The sequence below is a fragment of the Microbacterium murale genome (assembly GCF_014635185.1).
Classification (GTDB): domain Bacteria; phylum Actinomycetota; class Actinomycetes; order Actinomycetales; family Microbacteriaceae; genus Microbacterium; species Microbacterium murale.
Map to the genome: position 1 here is coordinate 97,015 of NZ_BMCM01000007.1, position 19,763 is coordinate 116,777.

Sequence of the window (19,763 nt, forward strand, 5' to 3'; positions counted from 1 at the left end):
CCTACGCCGTCATGACAATCGGCAGATCACGCATCACGACCACGCTGTCGAACACGGCGGCGCCTTCCGGCAGCGCGTCGAAGAAGGATGATCGCAGGCTCCGCAGGTGTGCTCCTTCCACCGTCCACGCTGTCGAGGTGAGCGTCACGGGCTCCAGGCTCACGCCGTCGTGCCGCCGCGACCATCCCACCAGGCCCGAACGGTAGAACTCCGATGCATCCTCGACAGTCGGGAACAACTCGCTCTTCCACTCGCCGCCGACTTCGACATCCGCCGCGAGGCTCTCGCCATCCGCATCCATCGTCACCGCGTAGCGGTCTTTCGACTCGTCGACCCTGAATCGTGCCTTGCGGTGCACGCCGGGGAAGGCGCGTCCGCCGAACAGCACCGGGAACCACGCCGAGCTGTGCCGTTCGAAGATGTACACGCCGCGCCGGCGCTCACCTTCGTCGTCCCACTCGACGGCGATGCGGTGCGCGGCGTTCTCGGAGCGGAGTCCCCAGCGCCCGTGCACCCATCGCGGCCGGATGCTCTCGAGGCCGAGCACGCAGACGCCGGCGACAGCATGACCGTCGACGAGCAATGGACGGAGGCCGTCGGGGAGCAGGCCCCGGGCGACATCCGCATCGAGGCGGTAGCTGAGGAGCAGACGCCGGCGCAGCCGCGCCTGCACCCCGCGGACGATCGTCATGCGCGCGCCGGTTCGTCGGCTGTGTCGGACAGGGATGCCGGCGCCGTCTCTGCGTCGGGCACGGATGCCGGGCGCCGCTTGCGCACCTCGCGCAGCACGATCTGCTCCGGGCAGACCGTGGAGAGGAAGTCCCCGACGGAGAGTGCGAGACGTCCGGACACGAGGGAGTAGAGGATCCGGTTCCCGTCTCGCCGCTCGCTCACGAGTCCCGCGCCTCGCAGCACGCGCAGATGTCGCGAGATGGTCGGTCCAGTCGCCGCGAACCGTGCGGCGATCTCCCCCGCCGCGAGCTCGCCGTCCTTCAGATCCTGGAGGATCTGCCGCCGCGTCGGATGCGCCAGTGCCTCGAACACGCTCGTGTCATCATCTTGCATGTCTGCAATATAGCACTGGTGCTAATTAGCGCACCAGCTTATTTTCCTGCCGGCGCCCAACCCGCCTACGCGACGAGGGTGCTCACGCACGCCAGACATCCGGCTTCGGCAACAGGCCGACGCGACGCTCCAACTCAGCGGCGAGCGCGATGATCCGCCCTTCCCCACCCGGCCTGCCGATCAACTGCACGCTCACGGGATGACCCGATGCGCTCAGCGTCACCGGTACCACGATCGCGGGCAGGCCTGCGACGTTGACGAAGCTTGAGTACGGCGCGTACCGCACCTGCTGGGAGAAGTTCTCGGGGGCGTCGGTCGGATGGAACCAGCCGATGGGCTGCGGCGGCAGTGCAAGCGCCGGTGTGAGCACGGCGTCGAACGGAGCGAACGCGGTGATGGTCTCGCGCTCGAAGACGGTCGCCGCGGCGAGCACATCGAGCACCTGAGCGCCCGTCAACGCCCGACCTTCGCGCACCAGCCATGCGGTGATCGGCTCCACGAGCTCGAGCTGGGCATCGGTGAGCTGCATCCGTGCGGCGCTCGTGCGCCAGATGGTCGTGAACATCTCCGCATAGCCGCGCGGACGCCACTCGAACCGGTCGACGCCGTGCCCGGCATCCGCCAGCAGTGCCGTCGCGACGTCGACTGCACGCGACGCCTCGGGATCGAGCCGGATGTCTTCGGCGTCATCCCACGGAGAGACGGTCGTGACGCCGATGCGAGCGGATGCCGGAACCGCTGTCGCCGCATCCGTGAAGGCACCGGAGCCGGCGGCGGTCGTCGCATACGAATATGCGCGCCCGTTCACCTGCACGTCGAGCAGCAGCGCCGCATCCGACACGGTGCGGGCGATCGGGCCCGCCACCGGCAGCCCGCCAGGGCTGTCGAGACCGGAGGCGAACGGCACCCTCCCCCGTGACGGCTTGATTCCCACCACGCCCACCGTCGCGGCGGGGATGCGGATCGAGCCGCCGCCGTCCGATGCCGGGGCGAGCGGAAGCAGTCCCGCGGCCACCGCGGCCGCGGCGCCGCCGCTCGATCCTCCTGCACCGTTCACGGGGTTCCACGGGTCGCGTGCCGGCGGAGCGATCTGCGTCTCGGTGTAGCCGGTGAGACCGAACTCCGGAGTGTTCGTCTTGCCGAGGCTGATGCCGCCGGCCTCGTCGAGCACCGCGGCCTGATCCGCCGTGGCCTCCGGCACGAAGTCCTGATGCAGGCGGGATCCGAATCGCGTCGGCACTCCGGCGCGCGGTACGAGGTCCTTGTCGGCGAACGGCAGGCCCCACAGCGCCCCGGCCGGTGCCGCGTCGTCGAGTGCCGCTGCGCGCGCGAGCGCAGCATCCGCTGTCACCTCGACGAATGCTCCGATCCCGTCGTCCAAGCGGGAGATGCGATCGAGATAGTGACGGGTGAGCTCGACCGGGCTGATCTCACGGGCACGGAGCGCCGCCAGCTGTTCGATCGCCGTCAGGTCGTGGAGCTCAGCCATACCTCGAGCCTACGGGCGCGTGCGGTTACGAGCTCCCGATCCATACCTGTCTGCCAGCGTTGCGAACGCCGCCACCAGCTCGGGCGGCTCGATCGGTTCGATCGCGGCGTCGAAACGGCCGAACGATGCGGCGAGCGCGACCCACGACCACGACCCGGCGTCGATCATCGTCCTGCCGTCGCCCGAGGCTTCAGCGACCGCGTCGCCCAGGAACGGGCTCACTGCTCGGAGCGGAAGATCGACGATGACCCGCCCGCGGCATGGCCAGACATCGTGCGCCTTCGAACCTTTGAACCGTGCAGACACGAAGGCCCGCACATCGCCGCCCGGCACCTCCCGCCGAACGAAGCGCGGGCCGTTCGGGATGCGCGGCGCGATGCGGTCGGCGCGGAAGATGCGCCAGTCGTCCTTGTCGAGATCCCACGCGATCAGGTACCAGCGCGCGTCCGAGGTCACCAGGTGGTGCGGCTCGACGCGGCGTCGGTCCTCAGACACGCCGTAGTCGAATCGCAGTGTCTCGCCTGCGTGGATCGCCGCGGCGAGCGCGACCAGTACGTCCGGCGAAGCCGCGTCCGCATCCGCCTGCCGCAACGGCGTGACCTTCAGCGCGTCGAGCCGGTGCCGCAAACGCGAGGGCATCACCTGCCGCACGGTCGTCAGAGCGCGCACAGCCGCCTCTTCGATGCCCGCTCCCATCGCTGTCGCCGACTGCAGAGCGAACCCGATCGCGATGGCCTGGTCGTCATCGAAGAGAAGCGGCGGCAGTTCGGAGCCCGCGTCGAGCCGGTATCCGCCCTCCGGTCCTTTCGTCGCCTGGACCCGGTAGCCCATCTCACGTAGCCGATCCACATCTCGGCGCACCGTGCGCGGACTGATCTCGAGGCGCTCGGCCAGCGTCTTGCCCGGCCAGTCGCGACGGGTCTGCAGCAGCGACAGCAGCACGAGCAGTCGAGAGGTGGTCGAGGGCATGTGTTCAGATTAGATCGAGTAGAGGCCAGAAACTGACCTGTTCCCCTGGGAGCGTGGTCTTCACCCGGAACCACCGGCCAGATACAGAGGAGCGACCATGTCGATCACCACCACGACCCATCTCAACTTCCGCGGCGAAGCCCGAGCGGCGCTGGAGTTCTACCAGTCCGTGTTCGGCGGCGATCTCGCCGCGATCACCTACGCCGACGCTCACGCCGTCACGGCCGCCGACGAGGCTCAGCAGATCATGTGGGGACAGGTCGCCTCGGCCGACGGTTTCCGCGTCATGGCCTACGACGTTCCGGCGCACACCCCGTACGACCCGGGCACGATCCCGGTGTTCATCTCGGTGCGCGGCGCCGACGCCGCGCAGATCACCCGTTATTGGGAGAAGCTCGCCGACGATTCAGCGATCATCGTTCCCCTCGGGCAGGCCGCATGGGCGCCGCTGTACGGCATGCTCAAGGACCGCTTCGGCGTCACCTGGGTGCTTGATGTCGAGGCCACCTGGCCTGCGAGCTGACGCGACCGGATGCGGGGGCCGTCCGTAAGGCCCCCGCATCCCTCCTCACTGCCTGGGCGGGATGCCGTGCTGCTGCGTGTTCGGCGGCCCCGCGTACGGGCCGCCGGGTCGCTGACCGGCACGCTCCGCATCTGCGCGCAGGATGCCGTTCTTCACGGCGGTGCGCATGAGTAGGTACCCGATCCACAGCATCAGTGCGATGGTGCCGAGATAGATCACCAGGCCGAAGATGATGACGCCGATACCGAGGCCTGCGGCCATTCCTGAATAGTCGTTGTCCATGCCCACAAGCTAGCGAACGGGTTGCGCCGCCGAAAGAGCTTGCAAGAACGGCTGTTCGTCAGCGCGACGTGATCCCGTTGATCAGCAGTTCGATTGCAGCTCTCGACTCCGACGCCCAGAGCGGACGATCGACCGTGGACCCGATGCCGTGCAGCACCACCATCACGGCCCCCGATGAGACACCTTCACGGATGGCGCCGTCGGCGGCTGCGCGGTCCATCAGCTCGGCGACGGTGCGCTCCAGTTCACTTCCCCCCTCGGCTTGGACGCGAGATCCCACCAGAGCGCCGAGTGTGCGTGCCAGTGCCTCGTGCGCGACGACGTACTCCACGAAGCCTCGCAGGAACGCCTCGAGGCTCTTTCCGGCGGGTTCCGTCGAATCGCGGGCGCGCTCGCACAGCGCGGTCACCTCATCCTGATACACCGCTGCTGCCAGTGCTTCCCGAGTGGGGAAGTGCCGATAGAGAGTCCCTACGCCGACGCCCGCACGGCTCGCGAAGTCATCGAATCGCAGCTGATCGCCACGGTCGAACGCCGTCCTCGCGGCCGCCACGATCGCGTCCCGATTGCGGCGGGCGTCAGCCCGCATCGCCCGCTCTTCGGCCATCCGCCCTCCCTTTGACATCCGGAGATGGTTTCCATATCGTAGCATCCGGAGATCATCTCCATTTATGGGACGACATGGAGAGAGACTGAAGATGCGAGTTCTGATGTTCGGCCGCGGCGTGATCTCGACGATCTACGGTCATGCGTTGCAGGCAGCCGGACACGACGTCGAGTTCTACGTCCGCGAGGGCCGCGCGCAGCAGTACGTCGACGAGGTCGTGTTGGATCTCATCGACGCGCGCCGCACGCCGCTGGGCAGGCACGCCCGTCACGTCGTCCCGACCCGATTGCGGGAGTCCTTCGGACCTGGCGACGGGTTCGACCTGGTCGTGCTCAGCGTCGGCCACCATCACCTCGAAGCCGCGTCCGCATTTCTCGCTCCCCGGTTGGGCGACGCGACGGTGCTCGTGTTGGGCAACGTGTGGGAGGAGCCCCTCTCCGCGGTCGCGCCCATCCCGGCGTCCCAGGTCGTGTTCGGGTTCCCGCAGGCCGGCGGTGGCTTCGCAGAAGATGGCATCCTGCACGGCGCGATGATGCGCACCGTGATCCTGGGTGCGGCCGGTGCGGCGCCCAGTTCAAGGGAACTCGCTGTGCAGGATGCGTTCCGACGGGCGGGCTTCACCATCAGTGAGGAGAAGGACATGCGCGGGTGGCTGTGGTTGCACTTCGCCGCCGATGCCGGCATGCATGCGCAGGGCCTTCGGCACGGCGGGCTGGCGAGCATGATCGGCGACCGTCGGGCATTCCGGGACGCATTCCTGACCGGTCGAGAGCTGCTGCCGGTGCTCGAAGCCCGAGGTGTCGACCTCCGTCGACACCGACGCGCCATGCTCCCTCATCGGCTGCCGGCGCAGACCGGTGCCGTCATGGCGTGGGCGAGCGCCCGGTTCCGAATCGCTCAGGTCAGCCTGGCAGCGCACACCGATCCGCGCGCCGGCGAGCCCATTGCCGTCCTCCGCGACGCGCTGCTCGAGGCTCGTCGGCTGGGCATCCCGACCCCGCGCCTCGAAGCGACCCTTCAGGACGAAGGCGTGCGTTGAACTCTGTGTCTACGCCCGACCGAACTGCGCCACGGCGGGGCAGTCGAACGGGTCGGCACCCGCAGAGAGTCCTACTCGGTTCAGGTACTGGATGACGATCGCGTACGACTTGAGAAGGCTGGTCTCGGTGTACGGCACGTCGTTGGAGAGGCAGTAGTCGCGCACGATCTCCCTGGCCTTCGCCAGGTGCGGGCGGGGCATGTTCGGGAACAGGTGATGCTCTACCTGGTAGTTGAGACCGCCCATGAAGATGGTCACCCACCAGCCGCCGGAGATGTTGCGGGAGGTACGGACCTGCTTCGTGAAGAAGTCGAGGCGCGCGCCAGGTTCGATGATCGGCATGCCCTTGTGGTTCGGAGCGAACGCCGCACCCATGTAGACGCCGAAGACGGCGAGCTGCACGCCCATGAAGGCGAATGCCATTCCGAGCGGGAGGAGCAGGAAGACCGGCACCAGCACGGCAGCCAGGCGGGCGGTGATGAGGCCCAGTTCGATCCAGCGGCCCTTGACGCCCTTCTTCGTGAGCAGGTACTTGAGGCCGAGGTAGTGCAGGTTCAGGCCCTCGAGCGTCAGCAGCGGGAAGAACAGCCACCCCTGCTTGCGGGTGATCAGGCGGATCAGGCCCCGTGACTTGGCGGCGTCCTCTTCGAGGAACGAGACCGTATCGACTTCGATGTCGGGGTCCTTGCCGACCTGATTGGGGTTGCCGTGGTGCTTGGTGTGCTTGTTGTCCCACCACGAGTAGCTCATGCCGACGAGCCCTACGAGCACGCGCGCAAGCCGGAAGTTCGCCGGCCCGGACGTGAGCACCTGCCGGTGCGCAGCCTCGTGGGCGACGAAGGCGATCTGCGTGAAGATGATGCCGAGCGCGCCGGCGATGAGCAGCTGGAACCAGCTGTCGCCGAGCAGAATGAATCCGGTGACCGCTCCGCCGAGCGCGAGCGCGATGCCCAGCGCGTTGACGAGATAGAACCATTTGGTGCGCTGCAGCAGGCCCATCTCACGGACGACCTGCGAGACGTTCTTGAATGCGCGCGCCATGGGTGGGAAGTCAGCATCGCCTGCGTACGTCTGACGTACCGGTCCGAGTGTGCTGGTCGTTTCGACGACCGTTGATGTGGAGATGTTGCTCTCCTGTCGATCGGAGCCCTTGAGCTATGAAAGCCAAGGGCAGTTGCCGATCGCTTACCTCAGGCTAACGCGACCCGCATACGCGGGTGGGCATACGTTTCTCAGCTTTCGGGGGTGCGAATCGACGATCACGAACGCGCACGGCTGAGGTGGCGGCGCAGGGTCTGCGTGATCGAGCGGGTCTTCCGACGACCTGAGCCGTCGAGGGCGCGCCGCGCGTCGGCGAGCGTGGCGAATGCGCCGAGTTCGGTGCCGTGGCTGTCACGGGTGACGTGACGTGCACCGTCGAGCTCGACGAAACCGGCGAATTCGCCGTCTCGGGTCGCGACGTGCACATCGTCATCTGCCTGTTTCCAGGTCAGTGGTGCGGATGGATGAGTGGAGGTACTGCTCATTGTGATGCTCATTGCTTGGTGTGGGCGCGCGCGTGCGCGCCTCATGTACTCGAGATCGAGAGCGGATGCCGCGCGCGTCGGTGCTACGCGGTCCTTTACGGCCCTGATCAGTGGCGACGTGATGCGCCGAAATCACGGCGAATCCTTCACGTTGCAGGATCAGTCTAGCAGGTGCAGACGGAAGGCGTGCTTTCAGCTCGCTGCGGCAATGACGTCCGTCTCGTTCACCGACTCCGGCGCCCGGATCCGATGCCCTCGTGAGGTCAGTTGGCCGGCGGTGCGCCGCCGCCGCCGGGGCCCCCGCCGTCTCCACCAGGGGCGGCGCCGGCAGTCGGCGTCGTGGTGGTGTCGACACGCACCTGCAGAGTCGCGTTGTACCCGCTCGTCGCATCGCCCGTGACGGTGGCCAGTTGCAGGGCCCCGCCGTCATCTCCGAACACGTTGTCGCTGTCGAGCGTGACGTTCGCCAGGTTCTGAGCCGATCCGGTGTAGCGAGAATCCGCGTACACGGTGTCGCAGGCGCCTTGCGCAAGCGCGATCTGCGACGTCGCGATGGCGCTCGTCGAATCCGTGATGGCGTCGGCATCTGGATACACCTCGAAGTGGATGTGCGGCCAGCGACCGGAATAGCAGCCGGGGAAGATCGAGGTGAACGACACCTTGCCGTCGGCATCCGCCACCTGCACGCCCCGCAGATAGGTGACATCCTCCAGCCCGCTGGAATACATCGAATACTCGCCCCCGGCCGTGCAGTGCCACGCGTACACGGCGACCGCCGCGAACGGGATGTCGCCGTTGGCCATGTCGAGAACTTCCAACTCGAAGGTGAGCGGCACGCCGTCGGCTGTCACCGACCCGTCGATCGAGGATCGGATGTCCTGACGGACGATGCCGGAGTCCTCCAACACATCCGGTCCGTTCGATCCGTCTCCGGGATAGGGTCCGGCGGTCTCGTCCGGGATCTCGGCGGCGGCCGCCGGGGTGGTGGAGGTGGTCGAGTCCGTCGAGGATTCGCCGGTGGTGGCGGACGCTGAGGCCCCACTGGAACTCGACGTCGCAGGAGCGCACGCCGCCAGCACGACGGCGCCGACCCCGAGACCTGCAAGACCGAGGACTCCTCGGCGACTCAACAGAGTGCGAATGTCGAACGGCGCCCCTTGGTCGACGACCTCCTCGTCCGGATGATCGAGCAGACGCCCCTCGTAGGTGGGGCCCTGCGGCGTCTGGATCGGGTCGGGAATGCGGCTCATGCTGTGCTCCTCACGTCGTGAACCGGATGTGGATGGTTCAAGAGTCACGGAGCAACTGATCCCGACGCTCTGCGGGGCCTATGCCCCAACTATGAAGGGTGCTTTTCGGCCGGCGGGTGGATCACCAGCACCGCAACGATGACGATCAGGATGCCGGCGGTCAGCGTGATCGGGATGGGGATGAGCGGGTCCAACAGCACCACGAGCGCACCGACCGGCACCACGGTGTTCACGACGCGATCGGCGTTGTCGTGGATCGCGATCCACCAGATACCGATGAGGAACACGGCGATCGGCACGGTGACGGTGAATGAGGCAGCGATAGAGCTCAGTTCGCTGTGTCCGGTGAGCACGTCGATCTCGACCTCGATGCCGGCCGAGAACGCGGCCGCGGCGGCGAACACGAAGAAGTGCGTGTACCCGTACCGCAGCGAGTTCGCAAATGATGTGATCGCGCGGTGGTGCGGAGGCCAGAAGTAGATCCACCACAGCGACGCCGTCACCACGAGCGTCAGCACGGCGATCGCGATGAGCGGGCCGAGCGATTCGGCCTCGTGCAGGGCTTCGATGATGGCGTTGGCGGACGCGAGCAGGCTCTCGCCGAGCACGATCAGAGTGAACAGGCCGTAGCGCTCGGTGATGTGGTGCGGATGCCACGGCGTCTGCTGCCTGTGCTCCGCGAACACCGGGATCATGATCTCCAGGAGTGCGAACAGCACGAAGGCGGGGATTCGCACCTCCGCCGGGATGAAGAGGAAGCCGATCCAGAGGATCTGGACGAGCCCGATGCCCAGCGCGTAGCGGCGCGTCGTCTTTCGCAGCACACCTGAGTGCCTGGACGCGCGCAGCCACTGGGCGATCATCGCGACGCGCATGATGATGTAGCCGATCACCGCGATCGTGAAGTCGCCCTGTGTGAACGCGTTCGGCACACCGGCGGCCAGCACCAGCACACCGCCCATCTGCACGATGGTCAGCACACGGTAGAGCCAGTCATCCGTGTCGTAGGAGGTGGCGAACCAGGTGAAGTTCATCCACGCCCACCAGATGGCGAAGAACACCATCGCATAGCTCGTGATGCCGTGCACGAGGTCGCCCTCGGCGAGCGCATGGTGCAGTTCGGCCGACGCGATGCTGACAGCGACCACGAACACGAGATCGAAGAAGAGTTCCAGCATGCTCGCCGCGCGGTGCGGCTGGTTCGGGTCGCGCGGCTGCATCCGCATCAGTCGATACCGGGAGGATGCCGCGTGTCCGCTCACCGGGACATCGTAGCCCGACGGCTCAGAGCTCGCCCGGCCGCATCGCCTCGGCATCGATCGCACGGATGATGCGCTGCGCGGCGGTGTCCGGTTTCGGCTCGTGAGCAGCCGACGCGGCATCCGCTCGCGAACGTCCGCGACGGGGCGCGTAGACGAACAGCGAGTGGAAGAGGAACCGTGCGAAGAACGCGACGATCAGTGAGAGACCGGTCGCCAGCACGCTGGAGATGTGCCAGGTCTCGACCATCAGCGCCATGATCGGGATGCGCAGAGCAGCCTCGACGTTGTTGAACGTGAAGGATGCCGCGAAGCGGGCACCGACCGTGCGGGCCTCCGGGCGCATGTCACCGAAGACGAAGCGCTCCTGCAGGAAGAAGTTGCCGACGATGGTGACCTCGGCGCCGATGATCGCGGCCCAGATGTAGGGCATCCCCATCGTGGTGAGAACCCACATGATGGCGAGATTCGCGACGGCACCGATACCGCCGATCAGGGCGAAGAGCGACATCTTGCCGAAGCGCAGGCGCGTGAGGTGCGCGATGAACGTCGCTCCCTGACGCAGCGACGCCTTCGATGTGCCGTTGCGGCGCTCGGAGAACTCCATCGGCACTTCCGCGATGCGCACATCCGATCGGGCGAGGATCTCGAGCAGGATCTTGAAGCCCTGCGGGCGGAGCCCAGGCAGGTCGAGGCGGCGCCGGTCGACGAGGAAGAAACCGGTCATGGGGTCGGTGCTGGCGGCCAGCCGGCGGGGGAACATCGCCTTGGTGAGCCAGGTCGCCGCCCGCGAGACGCCGAAGCGCATCGCCGTGCCGAGTCCACGGGAGTCGCCGCCGCCCACGTAACGCGATGCCGCGACGATGTCGACATCGCCCTGCTCGAATCGGGACAGCAGCTGGGGGATCAACTCAGGGGGATGCTGGAGGTCACCGTCCATGACGACGCAGACGTCGCCCGCCGCCTCCGACAGGCCCAGCGCGACCGCGCCGCCGAGGCCCCCGGTGTTCTCCGGTCGGCGGATCACGCGCACCGGCAGCCCCGCGCCGACCGAGACGCGTTCGACCTCGCCCGCGGTGTCATCCGTGCTGTCGTCGACCACGAGGATCTCCGCGTCGCGGCCTGTCAGGGCCGCTGCCGCGCGGGCGATGAGCTCGGCGATGTTCTCGCGTTCGTTGAACGTAGGGACGATGATCGTGACAGCAGTGCGCATGATTCGTCCCCTCTGATCGCGCTGGTCAGCCGGAACCATCGTTTCATGTTCCGCTATGAACTTTCGCTCTCCTGACGAAGCTGTGCGCTGCGTCTCGCTCGAGTCGTTTCAGCGCCCACTCATCCGCACGCCCATATCCTGGATTCATGACTTCTCCCGCTTCTGACTCCATCACCCTGTTCGGTGCCGATTGGTGCCGCGACTGCATCCGCACGAAGAAGCAGCTCGATGAGCTCGGCGTCGAGTACACCTACGTCGACCTCGTGGCAGAGCCCGCCGCAGCCGACGTCGCCAAAGAGATCTCCGGCCGCACGAACATCCCCGTCGTCGTCTACCCTGACGCGTCGCACCACGTCGAGCCTCGCAACGAGGACGTCGAGTCGAAGCTCCGCGAGCTCTCGCTGATCTGACGCCCACCGGCGCCGCTACACTGGCGCCATGAGCACAGACGCTCGACCCGAAAGAGCAGCCGTCCGCCTCTCCGCACGCACGGTCGTGAACTATGCGATCGGCTCCCTCGGCACCGGCGGCTACTCCACCCTGCCAGGGCTCGTACTCACCTACTTCCTCACCGACAACCTCGGCGTCGCAGCCCTCGCCGCCGGCATCATCGTCACGACGGCGAAGGTGTGGGATGTGGTGATCGACCCGTTGATCGGCGCAGCATCCGATCGTCAGCTCGCCCGCACCGGCTCCCGACGCGGGTTCATGGTCATCGGCGCTGTGACCCTGCCGGTCTTCTTCGCGCTCACGTTCGCCGTGCCGCCGTCGTGGGGGCCTGTGGCGAGCGCGATCTGCGTGCTGTTGGCTTTTCTCGGCACCGCGACCGCGTTCAGCCTGTTCCAGGTTCCGTATGTCGCGCTGCCCGCCGAGCTCACCCGCAGCTACGACGAACGCACCCGCCTGCTCGGCTGGCGCGTGGTCGTGCTGACCGCCGCGATCCTGCTGTTCGGTGCCGGCGGTCCGATGCTCCGCCGCGCGACCGGCGATCCGGTCACCGGATACCTTCTGATGGGGATCGTCGCCGGCGTCGCCATCGGCGTCGGCATGCTGATCGCGAGTCGCACAGCGGATGCCGCGGCGCAGGCCATCACGACGGAGATCGAGCCGGCGCCCGGTCTGCGAACGCAGTACCTCTCCGGCTTCCGAGCACTGCGGCGCAGCCTGCCGTTCCGGGCGCTGCTGGGCACCTTCCTGCTGCAGGCACTCGCGACCGGCACGATGCTGGCCGGTGCGCAGTACGTCGCGACCTGGGTACTGCACGACGAGGCTGCGGTCGAAGTGCTGTTCGTCGCCCTGGTCGGCCCCGCCCTCATCGCGACGCCGGCCTGGACCGTGATCGCGAACCGCATCGGCAAGGAGCGGTCCTTCCTCGCCGCCAGCATCCTGTTCCTCATCGCGTCCGCGACGATCACTTTCGCGGTGTGGGCGCCAGGAGCGTGGATCTACGCATCCGTCGCCGTCGCGGGCATCGCGTATGCCGGGCTGCAGTCGCTGCCCATGGCGATGCTCCCCGACGTGATCTCGCACGATGAGCGCACGACCGGCCCAGGGCAGGCCGGAACGTTCACCGGCATCTGGACCGCCGGCGAGACGATCGGCTTCGCACTCGGCGCGACAGCCGTCGCGCTCATGCTCGCCGCGACCGGGTACGTCTCCAGCGTTGCCGGTGCGAGCACTGTCCAGCCGGATGCCGCGGTTGCCGGCATCGTGCTCAGCTTCAGCATCCTCCCCGCCGTTCTGATGGCGCTCAGCCTGATCCCGCTCGCCCGGTACAGCCTGCGCCGGCACGACATCGATGAGCTCGCGTCGCGCTCGTTTGAGGAATAGCACAACAGCTTCACTGCGGTCCGCTGATCGATCATAGGCTGAGCGCGTACCCGCGCGAAGGAGATGCCGATGACGTCAGCGACCACCGTGACCCCTGCCCCAGGACTCGACGAGGCCGACCGCGAACGCCTCGACACCGCGATCGAAGAACTCGACGCAGGTGCACGCACCTGGTCGGCGCTCACCGTCGGCCAGCGGGCGACGCTGCTGCGTGCCGTCCGCTCCGCCGTCGCAGCCTCGGCCGAGGAATGGGCGCTCACGGCCGCGATGTCCAAGGGTCTGAACGGCGGTCATCCGCTGCGCGGTGAGGAGTGGCTCTCCGGCCCGTACAGCGCTCTCGACGCCATCGACGCCTACATCGAGACGCTGTCGAGGCTGGCCGAAGGTCGCAATCCGCTTGAGGGCATCCGCATCGATCGGGCGCCCGGCGGACGGACCCGCGTGCATGCGTTCCCCCTGACCGGCATCGACAAGGTGCTGATGTCCGGCTTCACTGGCGAGGTATGGCTCGAGCCGGGCGTGACCCCGCGTGCTGCGCGTGCGGGCGCCGGTCTTGCTCAGCGCACCCCGGAGGAATCCGGCGGCGTCGGGCTCGTGCTCGGTGCGGGCAATGTCACGTCGATCCCTGTGCTCGACGTGCTCTACGAGCTGCTCGCCCACAATCGCACGGCGCTGCTGAAGGTGAATCCCACGCAGGACGCACTCGTGTCGGTGTTCGAGCACGCGTTCGCGCCACTGATCGAGCCGGGGTTCCTGCGCATCGTCCGCGGTGGCGGCGACGTCGGTGCATATCTCACCGCGCACCCGAAGCTCGCGCACGTGCACATCACCGGATCGGCGGCGACGTTCGATGCGATCACGTGGGGCACGGGAGCCGCAGCAAAGCGGCGACGCCGCGAGAACCGTCCGCAGCTGTTGAAGCCGATCACCGCAGAGCTCGGTGGCGTCTCGCCGATCATCGTGGTGCCCGGCGAATGGAGCGATGCGGACCTCACCTTCCAGGCTGAGCACATCGCGACCATGCGGCTGCAGAACTGCGGCCACAACTGCATCGCCGGCCAGGTCGTGATCATGTCGTCCGATTGGGAGCAGGCAGGCGCGTTCCGAGCCGCGCTGCGCCGCGCCTACGCCAAGGCGCCTGAACGTTCGATCTGGTATCCGGGATCGGATGATCGGATGCAGCGCGCCGGCGACGACTACCCGGATGCCCTCGTGCTCGGTGACCGGCTCCTCGTCGAGATCGGCGAGGGAGAGGATGCCACAGCGCTGCAGAACACCGAGTACTTCGCCCCGGTGCTGGGCGTGGTCGAGGTCGGCGGCACAGGACAGGAGTTCCTTGACGCCGCCGTGGCGCACGCGAACCACGACCTGCAGGGCACGCTCGGCGCGAACCTGCTGATCGATCCGGCCACGCAGAAGGCGCTGGGCACCGGGTTCGAACGTGCGATCACCGAGTTGCGCTACGGCTCGATCGCGATCAACGCCTGGACAGCGGTCGGCTTCATCACGCCGACGCTGACCTGGGGTGCGTTCCCCGGGAACACCCTCGCGGATGTCGGCAGCGGAATCGGCGTGGTGCACAACGCGCTGCTGCTCGACCGCGTCGAGCGCTCCATCATGCGCGGCCCGTTCCGGCCGTTCCCGCGGTCGCTGCCCCTCGCGAACGGCGGAGGGCGTTTCGCGATCCTCCCGAAGCCGCCGTGGTTCGTCACTGCCCGCACCGGTGCGGTCGTGAGCGAGGGGCTCACACGCTTCCGCGCGGACGGAAGCGAGGGGCTCACACGCTTCCGCGCGGACGGAGGAGTGTTCGGGCTGATGAAGACGCTGCTACGGGCGCTTCGCGCCTGAGGGCCCCGGGCGGCCGACGTGCGGTCAGTCGTCGGCGAAGAGGTCGGCCGCGTCGCGCAGCGCCTGCTGGATGCCGGGTTCGGATGCCGCGTGCCCGGCGTCGTCGATGACCACGAATTCCGCCTCGGGCCATGCCCGGTGCAGGTCCCACGCCGTCATCATCGGCGTGCCGGCGTCGTAGCGGCCCTGCACGATGACGGCGGGAATGTGCCGGATACGGTCGACCCCGGCGATCAACTGTCCTTCGCTGAGCCAGCCCCGGTGCAGGAAGAAGTGGTTCTCGATCCGTGCGAGCGCGACCGCCGCTGATGGCTCGGTCATCGCGGCGACCACGTCGGCGTCGGGGCGAAGCGTGACGATCGACGCCTCCCACTTCGCCCAGGCGACTCCCGCCGGCACGTGCACCGCCGGGTCGGGGTCGCTCAGCCGACGGTGGTACGCCTCTGTCATCCGGCTTCTCTCGAGCACAGGGATGGGGGCGATGAACTCCTCCCACAGCTCGGGGAAGAGCACGGCGGCCCCACCGTCGCAGAACCATTCCAGCTCGACGCGTCGGAGTGTGAAGATGCCGCGCAGGATCAGTTCGCTCACGGCATCCGGATGCGCCTGCGCGTACGCGAGCGCCAGCGCGCTCCCCCACGAACCGCCGAAGACCAGCCATTTCGCGATGCCGAGATTCCTGCGCAGCAGTTCGATGTCTGCGATCAGGTGCGCCGTGGTGTTGAAGCGCAGATCGGCCGCCGGGTCGCTGGCGTGCGGGGTGCTCTTGCCGCAGCCGCGCTGGTCGAACAGCACGATGCGGTACTTCTCCGGGTCGAAGAACTGCCGCTGCCATGGCGAGACGCCACTGCCCGGTCCGCCGTGCAGGAAGACGACGGGCTTGCCCTCGGGGTTGCCGCTCACCTCCCACGCGATGCGCTGACCATCGCCCACGATCAGCATGCCGCTGTCGTACGGTTCGATCGGCGGATACAGTGCATCCAGCTTCATCGGCCTCTGGCCCCCGGTAAGTCGCGTTCAACCGTCAGCCGACGGTGTTCTTCACCGTATCGCGCAGTCGGCGGAAGCGTCGGCAGGCTCCTCGCGGTTCAGGAGACCAGATCGACGCTGACAGAGGGATCGAACGTGTCGCACACACCAAGACCGTTCTGATAGCCGTTGGCGAACCAGCCCTGCCGGTTGTCGCTGGATCCGTGTGTGAACGACTCGGGGTTCGAGAAGCCTGACATCTCCTGTATGTGGTCGTCGCCGACCGCGAGCGCGGCGTTCAGCGCGTCCTCCAGTTGCGCCTCGGTCGGCGTCTCCAGGTACTGCCTTCCTTCGGGATCGGTCAGCTCTGAAGCATCCTTGAGCCAGGCTCCCGCATAGCAGTCGGCCTGCAGCTCCGTACGGACGCCGTTGCTGCCCGGGCCGGTGCCGTTGTTCGGATACGCATCCATCGTGCCGGTGATGTTCTGGATGTGGTGGCCCCACTCGTGGCCGACGATATACAGCTGTGCCAGCTCACCGGCGGAGGCATCGAACTGCTGACGCATGATCTGGAAGAAGTCCGGGTCGATGTAGACGCCCTGCTCGGGCGGGCAGTAGAAGGGCCCCACAGAATTGGATGCCGTGCCGCACTGCGTGGACGTCTGCCCCCGGAAGACGTACAGCTGCGGCGGCGTGTACCCCTCGACGTGCTGCGCCCAGTAGTCGTCCAGCAGCACCTGCGCGCCGGCCATGCGGCACTCGTCCTGGGTGTTCGCATCTTCACCCGTCTCGCACGCGAGCGCGGTGCCGCCGGACTCCTGCGAGGTGCCCCCCTGGGAGCCACCGCCGACCAGAGCGGACAGGTCGATGCCGAGCAGCGGGCCGGCGATCAGAGCGAGGATGCCGAGGATCCCGACGCCGCCACCGGCGATCGCCGCGGTGCGGCCAGGGCGACGCGTGCGGTGGCCCGAGATGTCGGAATCAGGGTTGAACGTCATGGCAAGAGAGTACCTCGCGCGCTGCGCACAGCGTCGGCACGCGGCGTAGTCTCATGTCATGGCGACGACGATCACGATCACAGGTGCGGGCGGGCAGATCGGGTACGCACTGCTGTTCCGCATCGCGGCCGGAGACCTTCTAGGTCCCGACGAGAAGGTGCGGCTGCGGCTGCTGGAGATTCCGCAGGGGCTCAGAGCCGCCGAGGGTGCGGCGCTGGAGCTGCACGACGGCGCTTTCGACCTGCTCGAGCACGTCGAGGTGACGGATGATCCAGCCACCGGCTTCCACGGCGCGAACCTCGCGCTGCTGGTCGGCGCGCGACCGCGCGGCCCCGGCATGGAGCGCGCCGATCTGCTGGCCGCCAATGCGGGGATCTTCGGACCGCAGGGCAGAGCGATCGCCGAGCACGCGGCGGCGGATGTGCGCGTCACCGTGGTCGGGAACCCGGCGAACACGAACGCGCTGATCGCCGCAGCATCCGCCGAAGGCCTTTCTGCCGAGCGCTTCACCGCGCTCACCAGGCTCGACGAGAACCGCGCCCGTGCGCAGGTGGCCGCCGCTCTGGATGCACCGGTGTCGAGCATCCGCCGCGTACCGATCTGGGGCAACCACTCGGCGACGCAGTTCCCGGATGTCTCGCACGCCACCGTCGACGGCCGCCCCGTGGTCGACGCGCTGGCGGAGCGGGTCGGAGATGTGCGGACGTGGCTCGAGGAGACCTTCATTCCCCGTGTCGCGAAGCGCGGCGCCGAGATCATCGAGGTGCGCGGGTCATCGTCGGTGGCATCCGCCGCGAACGCGGCGATCGAGCATACGCGCGACTGGGTGCGTGGCACGGATGACTGGACCAGTGCCGGCGTGGTCTCGCACGGCGAATACGGTGTGCCCGAGGGACTCATGTCGTCGTTCCCTGTGCGGTCGGTCGGCGGCGAATGGCAGATCGTGGAGGGCCTCGAGCTCGACGATTGGGCTCGCGCGCGGGTCGATGCCTCGGTCGCCGAGCTCGTCGAGGAGCGCGAAGCCGTGCGGGCGCTCGGAGTCCTGTAGATCCGATCTTCGCTGGGGGTACCCGCTTGTCCGAGGCACAGGGCACAATGGATGCTGGAGGTGCGCCGATGAGCGATTCGACTGATCTGACGACCGGGAACCATCACATCGGTGAGCCGATGACAAGTCCGCTTCACCTGCCGCATGCGGCGACGCAATGCGAGAAGTGCTTCACCGAGTTGCAGCACGATCATGACTGGTGGCACGCACGTCCTGCGAGTTCACGGCTGGTCGGACTGGTCGTGTCCCGTGATGGGATGCCGTCGGTCGTGCAGCAACGCGATGACCTGACCCGCTTCGGTGTTCCGATCGAGGGATTCCGGCACCCGGCGCCGGACATCCTGGAAAGCTGGAGCGACCGTCTCGCTCGTTTCATCGTGACGCTGCGCAAGGGCGATGTGCTGGTCGTCACGAACGTGCATGCCCTCGGGCGCGACCGCGACGAAGAAACCCGCACGATCACCGATCTGCGCCAGCGGGGAATCATCGTGAAAGTGCTCAGTACCGACTCACGGCACCTCGCCGACGCGATGCGCTGACGAGCAGGTCAGTGCGTGCGGGCGACGTGCCCGAGCCTGCCTGCGAGAGCGACGATCTCCTCTGCGTCGTCGGCCGCCACAGCGACCAGAGGATAGGCGTCGGGTTCCTCCTCGAGATACACCAGCGCGAGGCCGTGCTCGTCGAGCATCTCGTTCGCGACGGCCACGGCCGTCGCGAGGTCTGAGTCGACATCCCCGACCGCGTCGAGGTCGACTGCGGTGGCGAAGATGCGCGGCAGACCGGCGAGGGCATCGGCGAGTTGTGCTCCGGTGTCCCCCGGTTCCAGATAGGCGAGCGCACCGGCGTCGTCGAGCCCTTCGATCATGACGAGCCAGGGATCATCGACAGCATGGATCACCGCGGCGACGAGTTGCGGATCATCGTCGAGCAGCCTGCACAGCCGTGCCCAGTCCTCGTTCACGACGGTCAGTCGCCGTCCGGATCGTGCTGATCGCGCAGCGCGTCATCGTCGAGAAGTGGCAGATCCGCCCGGGTGACGACCTGCGAGGTCACGGCGTACTCGACCAGTCTGGCCCGGCGGTTGGTGGCGAGTTTTCCAGGACCGCCGCGTAGGCCCTGCACACCCATGCGGTCGAGCTTGTCGCAGACGTTGTCGAGTTTGCGATTGAACTTGCTCATCGTCCATCCGAGGCGCTTGGCGGCATCGCTCGAGGAGGGCAGCTCGTTCATGCTGACGCCCTCACGGCGGAGCATCGGCTCTGCGAGCGCGACCATGAGCTGCTTCTGCAGCGCCGTGAAGCTGGCCGGCATGACGGTCGTCTCACCGCTCATCGACCACTCGACCTGGTGGGAGACCTCGTACGGAGCCTGCTCGGTGTGCAGGCTCAGCTCGTAGGTCACCGGCCCCGCGGTGAACACGATCACGCTGCGCTCGAAGACGAGCGGCATCCGCGCCCCTGGCGACAGCCACGACTGCACTGCCCCGCCGGCACTGGAGATCGTGGCCGCGAGTCGCACTCCGACGTTCGCCAGCCACCATAAGCCGTCGCGGTGCTGCAACTCCAGGAAGTGCCGGTGCAGGTAGGGATTGTCATCGACCTCGAGGTCGCCCTCGCGTCCGATGATGAACGGTCTGTCCGCCGGCAGGTCGTGCCATTCTCCGGCGAACTCGAGCCGGAGCGGTGCGGGTTCGCGCATCACCCTCGGCTCGGCATCCTCGTCCAGCGCCGTAGCACCATCCACTTCAGTCACGTAACGACCCCCTGGCGAATATCCTGCCACGGGATCAGCCCGGATGCGCGTCAAGTCGGCTTCAGCCGACACAGCCTTCGGGAAGAGATCAGCTCA

The 19,763-nt window shown here is 67.5% G+C and carries 22 protein-coding genes; 7 read left to right on the forward strand and 15 right to left on the reverse strand.

Annotated elements, in window-relative coordinates:
* Position 1: 1 nt before the first annotated feature.
* The 4 genes from IEV67_RS17790 to IEV67_RS17805 all read right to left on the reverse strand — a co-directional run bounded on the left by IEV67_RS17790 (position 2) and on the right by IEV67_RS17805 (position 3,523).
* Positions 2–691: a DUF2071 domain-containing protein gene (locus IEV67_RS17790; protein ID WP_188438062.1), complete on the reverse strand. Its 690-nt coding sequence runs from the start codon at positions 689–691 to the stop codon at positions 2–4.
* A complete protein-coding gene (locus IEV67_RS17795; RefSeq protein ID WP_188438063.1) occupies positions 688–1,065 on the reverse strand; it encodes a metalloregulator ArsR/SmtB family transcription factor in 378 nt (125 codons plus the stop codon). Before IEV67_RS17795 ends, IEV67_RS17790 begins: the two co-directional genes overlap by 4 nt.
* A gap of 82 nt (positions 1,066–1,147) precedes the next feature.
* Positions 1,148–2,554, reverse strand: a complete 1,407-nt coding sequence (locus IEV67_RS17800) for an amidase (protein ID WP_188438064.1) — start codon at positions 2,552–2,554, stop codon at positions 1,148–1,150.
* 9 nt (positions 2,555–2,563) lie between these two features.
* On the reverse strand, positions 2,564–3,523 hold the full coding sequence (locus IEV67_RS17805; protein WP_188438065.1) for a helix-turn-helix transcriptional regulator: 960 nt from the start codon (positions 3,521–3,523) through the stop codon (positions 2,564–2,566).
* Between the two features lie 97 nt (positions 3,524–3,620).
* Here IEV67_RS17805 and IEV67_RS17810 point away from each other — a divergent pair, with 97 nt between their 5' ends.
* Complete coding sequence (locus tag IEV67_RS17810; protein WP_188438066.1) at positions 3,621–4,046, forward strand: VOC family protein; 426 nt, start codon at positions 3,621–3,623, stop codon at positions 4,044–4,046.
* Between the two features lie 45 nt (positions 4,047–4,091).
* Here IEV67_RS17810 and IEV67_RS17815 read toward each other — a convergent pair whose 3' ends face one another.
* The gene (locus IEV67_RS17815) at positions 4,092–4,328 is read right to left on the reverse strand and encodes a hypothetical protein (protein ID WP_188438067.1); all 237 of its coding nucleotides are present in this window, start codon (positions 4,326–4,328) and stop codon (positions 4,092–4,094) included.
* Between the two features lie 58 nt (positions 4,329–4,386).
* Positions 4,387–4,935, reverse strand: coding sequence for a TetR/AcrR family transcriptional regulator (locus tag IEV67_RS17820; RefSeq protein ID WP_188438068.1), 549 nt, complete (start codon positions 4,933–4,935; stop codon positions 4,387–4,389).
* A gap of 91 nt (positions 4,936–5,026) precedes the next feature.
* On the opposite strand from IEV67_RS17820, the gene IEV67_RS17825 reads away from it, so the two are divergent.
* A complete protein-coding gene (locus tag IEV67_RS17825) occupies positions 5,027–5,974 on the forward strand; it encodes a ketopantoate reductase family protein (RefSeq protein WP_188438069.1) in 948 nt (315 codons plus the stop codon).
* 9 nt (positions 5,975–5,983) lie between these two features.
* Here IEV67_RS17825 and IEV67_RS17830 read toward each other — a convergent pair whose 3' ends face one another.
* The 5 genes from IEV67_RS17830 to IEV67_RS17850 form a co-directional block, all read right to left on the reverse strand.
* Entirely contained in the window at positions 5,984–7,099 is a 1,116-nt protein-coding gene (locus IEV67_RS17830) for a fatty acid desaturase family protein (protein ID WP_188438101.1), read from the reverse strand.
* 134 nt (positions 7,100–7,233) lie between these two features.
* Positions 7,234–7,500 (reverse strand): hypothetical protein, encoded by a 267-nt coding sequence (locus IEV67_RS17835; protein ID WP_188438070.1) that lies wholly within the window; start codon positions 7,498–7,500, stop codon positions 7,234–7,236.
* A gap of 263 nt (positions 7,501–7,763) precedes the next feature.
* A complete protein-coding gene (locus IEV67_RS17840; RefSeq protein ID WP_188438071.1) occupies positions 7,764–8,750 on the reverse strand; it encodes an intradiol ring-cleavage dioxygenase in 987 nt (328 codons plus the stop codon).
* Positions 8,751–8,839: 89 nt separating this feature from the next.
* A complete protein-coding gene (locus IEV67_RS17845) occupies positions 8,840–9,970 on the reverse strand; it encodes a low temperature requirement protein A (RefSeq protein ID WP_188438102.1) in 1,131 nt (376 codons plus the stop codon).
* Positions 9,971–10,034: 64 nt separating this feature from the next.
* Positions 10,035–11,222 (reverse strand): glycosyltransferase, encoded by a 1,188-nt coding sequence (locus tag IEV67_RS17850; protein ID WP_229703322.1) that lies wholly within the window; start codon positions 11,220–11,222, stop codon positions 10,035–10,037.
* A gap of 146 nt (positions 11,223–11,368) precedes the next feature.
* Here IEV67_RS17850 and IEV67_RS17855 point away from each other — a divergent pair, with 146 nt between their 5' ends.
* The 3 genes from IEV67_RS17855 (at position 11,369) to IEV67_RS17865 (ending at position 14,900) form a co-directional block, all read left to right on the forward strand.
* Positions 11,369–11,632 carry a glutaredoxin family protein gene (locus IEV67_RS17855; protein WP_188438073.1) on the forward strand — a complete coding sequence of 88 codons (264 nt, stop codon included), beginning with the start codon at positions 11,369–11,371 and terminating at the stop codon, positions 11,630–11,632.
* Between the two features lie 28 nt (positions 11,633–11,660).
* Complete coding sequence (locus tag IEV67_RS17860) at positions 11,661–13,052, forward strand: MFS transporter (protein WP_188438074.1); 1,392 nt, start codon at positions 11,661–11,663, stop codon at positions 13,050–13,052.
* Positions 13,053–13,121: 69 nt separating this feature from the next.
* Entirely contained in the window at positions 13,122–14,900 is a 1,779-nt protein-coding gene (locus tag IEV67_RS17865; RefSeq protein ID WP_188438075.1) for an aldehyde dehydrogenase family protein, read from the forward strand.
* 24 nt (positions 14,901–14,924) lie between these two features.
* On the opposite strand, the gene pip is transcribed toward IEV67_RS17865, so the two are convergent.
* The gene (gene pip, locus IEV67_RS17870) at positions 14,925–15,890 is read right to left on the reverse strand and encodes a prolyl aminopeptidase (RefSeq protein WP_188438076.1); all 966 of its coding nucleotides are present in this window, start codon (positions 15,888–15,890) and stop codon (positions 14,925–14,927) included.
* 98 nt (positions 15,891–15,988) lie between these two features.
* Positions 15,989–16,867, reverse strand: coding sequence for a KPN_02809 family neutral zinc metallopeptidase (gene ypfJ / locus IEV67_RS17875; protein WP_188438077.1), 879 nt, complete (start codon positions 16,865–16,867; stop codon positions 15,989–15,991).
* 58 nt (positions 16,868–16,925) lie between these two features.
* Here ypfJ and IEV67_RS17880 point away from each other — a divergent pair, with 58 nt between their 5' ends.
* Positions 16,926–17,915: a malate dehydrogenase gene (locus tag IEV67_RS17880; protein WP_188438078.1), complete on the forward strand. Its 990-nt coding sequence runs from the start codon at positions 16,926–16,928 to the stop codon at positions 17,913–17,915.
* 68 nt (positions 17,916–17,983) lie between these two features.
* Positions 17,984–18,454 (forward strand): recombinase family protein, encoded by a 471-nt coding sequence (locus IEV67_RS17885; RefSeq protein WP_188438079.1) that lies wholly within the window; start codon positions 17,984–17,986, stop codon positions 18,452–18,454.
* A gap of 8 nt (positions 18,455–18,462) precedes the next feature.
* Here IEV67_RS17885 and IEV67_RS17890 read toward each other — a convergent pair whose 3' ends face one another.
* Together IEV67_RS17890 and IEV67_RS17895 are read right to left on the reverse strand one after the other, a co-directional pair.
* Positions 18,463–18,876: a DUF6630 family protein gene (locus IEV67_RS17890; RefSeq protein ID WP_188438080.1), complete on the reverse strand. Its 414-nt coding sequence runs from the start codon at positions 18,874–18,876 to the stop codon at positions 18,463–18,465.
* A 5-nt stretch (positions 18,877–18,881) separates the two neighbouring features.
* Complete coding sequence (locus IEV67_RS17895; protein WP_188438103.1) at positions 18,882–19,613, reverse strand: FHA domain-containing protein; 732 nt, start codon at positions 19,611–19,613, stop codon at positions 18,882–18,884.
* Positions 19,614–19,763: the final 150 nt, after the last annotated feature.

Coding starts and splice junctions, on each gene's coding strand:
- IEV67_RS17790 (WP_188438062.1), bottom strand. CDS start 691: ATGACGATCGTCCGCGGGGTGCAGGCGCGGCTGCGCCGGCGTCTGCTC.
- IEV67_RS17795 (WP_188438063.1), bottom strand. CDS start 1,065: ATGCAAGATGATGACACGAGCGTGTTCGAGGCACTGGCGCATCCGACG.
- IEV67_RS17800 (WP_188438064.1), bottom strand. CDS start 2,554: ATGGCTGAGCTCCACGACCTGACGGCGATCGAACAGCTGGCGGCGCTC.
- IEV67_RS17805 (WP_188438065.1), bottom strand. CDS start 3,523: ATGCCCTCGACCACCTCTCGACTGCTCGTGCTGCTGTCGCTGCTGCAG.
- IEV67_RS17810 (WP_188438066.1), top strand. CDS start 3,621: ATGTCGATCACCACCACGACCCATCTCAACTTCCGCGGCGAAGCCCGA.
- IEV67_RS17815 (WP_188438067.1), bottom strand. CDS start 4,328: ATGGACAACGACTATTCAGGAATGGCCGCAGGCCTCGGTATCGGCGTC.
- IEV67_RS17820 (WP_188438068.1), bottom strand. CDS start 4,935: ATGGCCGAAGAGCGGGCGATGCGGGCTGACGCCCGCCGCAATCGGGAC.
- IEV67_RS17825 (WP_188438069.1), top strand. CDS start 5,027: ATGCGAGTTCTGATGTTCGGCCGCGGCGTGATCTCGACGATCTACGGT.
- IEV67_RS17835 (WP_188438070.1), bottom strand. CDS start 7,500: ATGAGCAGTACCTCCACTCATCCATCCGCACCACTGACCTGGAAACAG.
- IEV67_RS17840 (WP_188438071.1), bottom strand. CDS start 8,750: ATGAGCCGCATTCCCGACCCGATCCAGACGCCGCAGGGCCCCACCTAC.
- IEV67_RS17845 (WP_188438102.1), bottom strand. CDS start 9,970: ATGCAGCCGCGCGACCCGAACCAGCCGCACCGCGCGGCGAGCATGCTG.
- IEV67_RS17850 (WP_229703322.1), bottom strand. CDS start 11,222: ATGCGCACTGCTGTCACGATCATCGTCCCTACGTTCAACGAACGCGAG.
- IEV67_RS17855 (WP_188438073.1), top strand. CDS start 11,369: ATGACTTCTCCCGCTTCTGACTCCATCACCCTGTTCGGTGCCGATTGG.
- IEV67_RS17860 (WP_188438074.1), top strand. CDS start 11,661: ATGAGCACAGACGCTCGACCCGAAAGAGCAGCCGTCCGCCTCTCCGCA.
- IEV67_RS17865 (WP_188438075.1), top strand. CDS start 13,122: ATGACGTCAGCGACCACCGTGACCCCTGCCCCAGGACTCGACGAGGCC.
- pip (WP_188438076.1), bottom strand. CDS start 15,890: ATGAAGCTGGATGCACTGTATCCGCCGATCGAACCGTACGACAGCGGC.
- ypfJ (WP_188438077.1), bottom strand. CDS start 16,867: ATGACGTTCAACCCTGATTCCGACATCTCGGGCCACCGCACGCGTCGC.
- IEV67_RS17880 (WP_188438078.1), top strand. CDS start 16,926: ATGGCGACGACGATCACGATCACAGGTGCGGGCGGGCAGATCGGGTAC.
- IEV67_RS17885 (WP_188438079.1), top strand. CDS start 17,984: ATGAGCGATTCGACTGATCTGACGACCGGGAACCATCACATCGGTGAG.
- IEV67_RS17895 (WP_188438103.1), bottom strand. CDS start 19,613: ATGCGCGAACCCGCACCGCTCCGGCTCGAGTTCGCCGGAGAATGGCAC.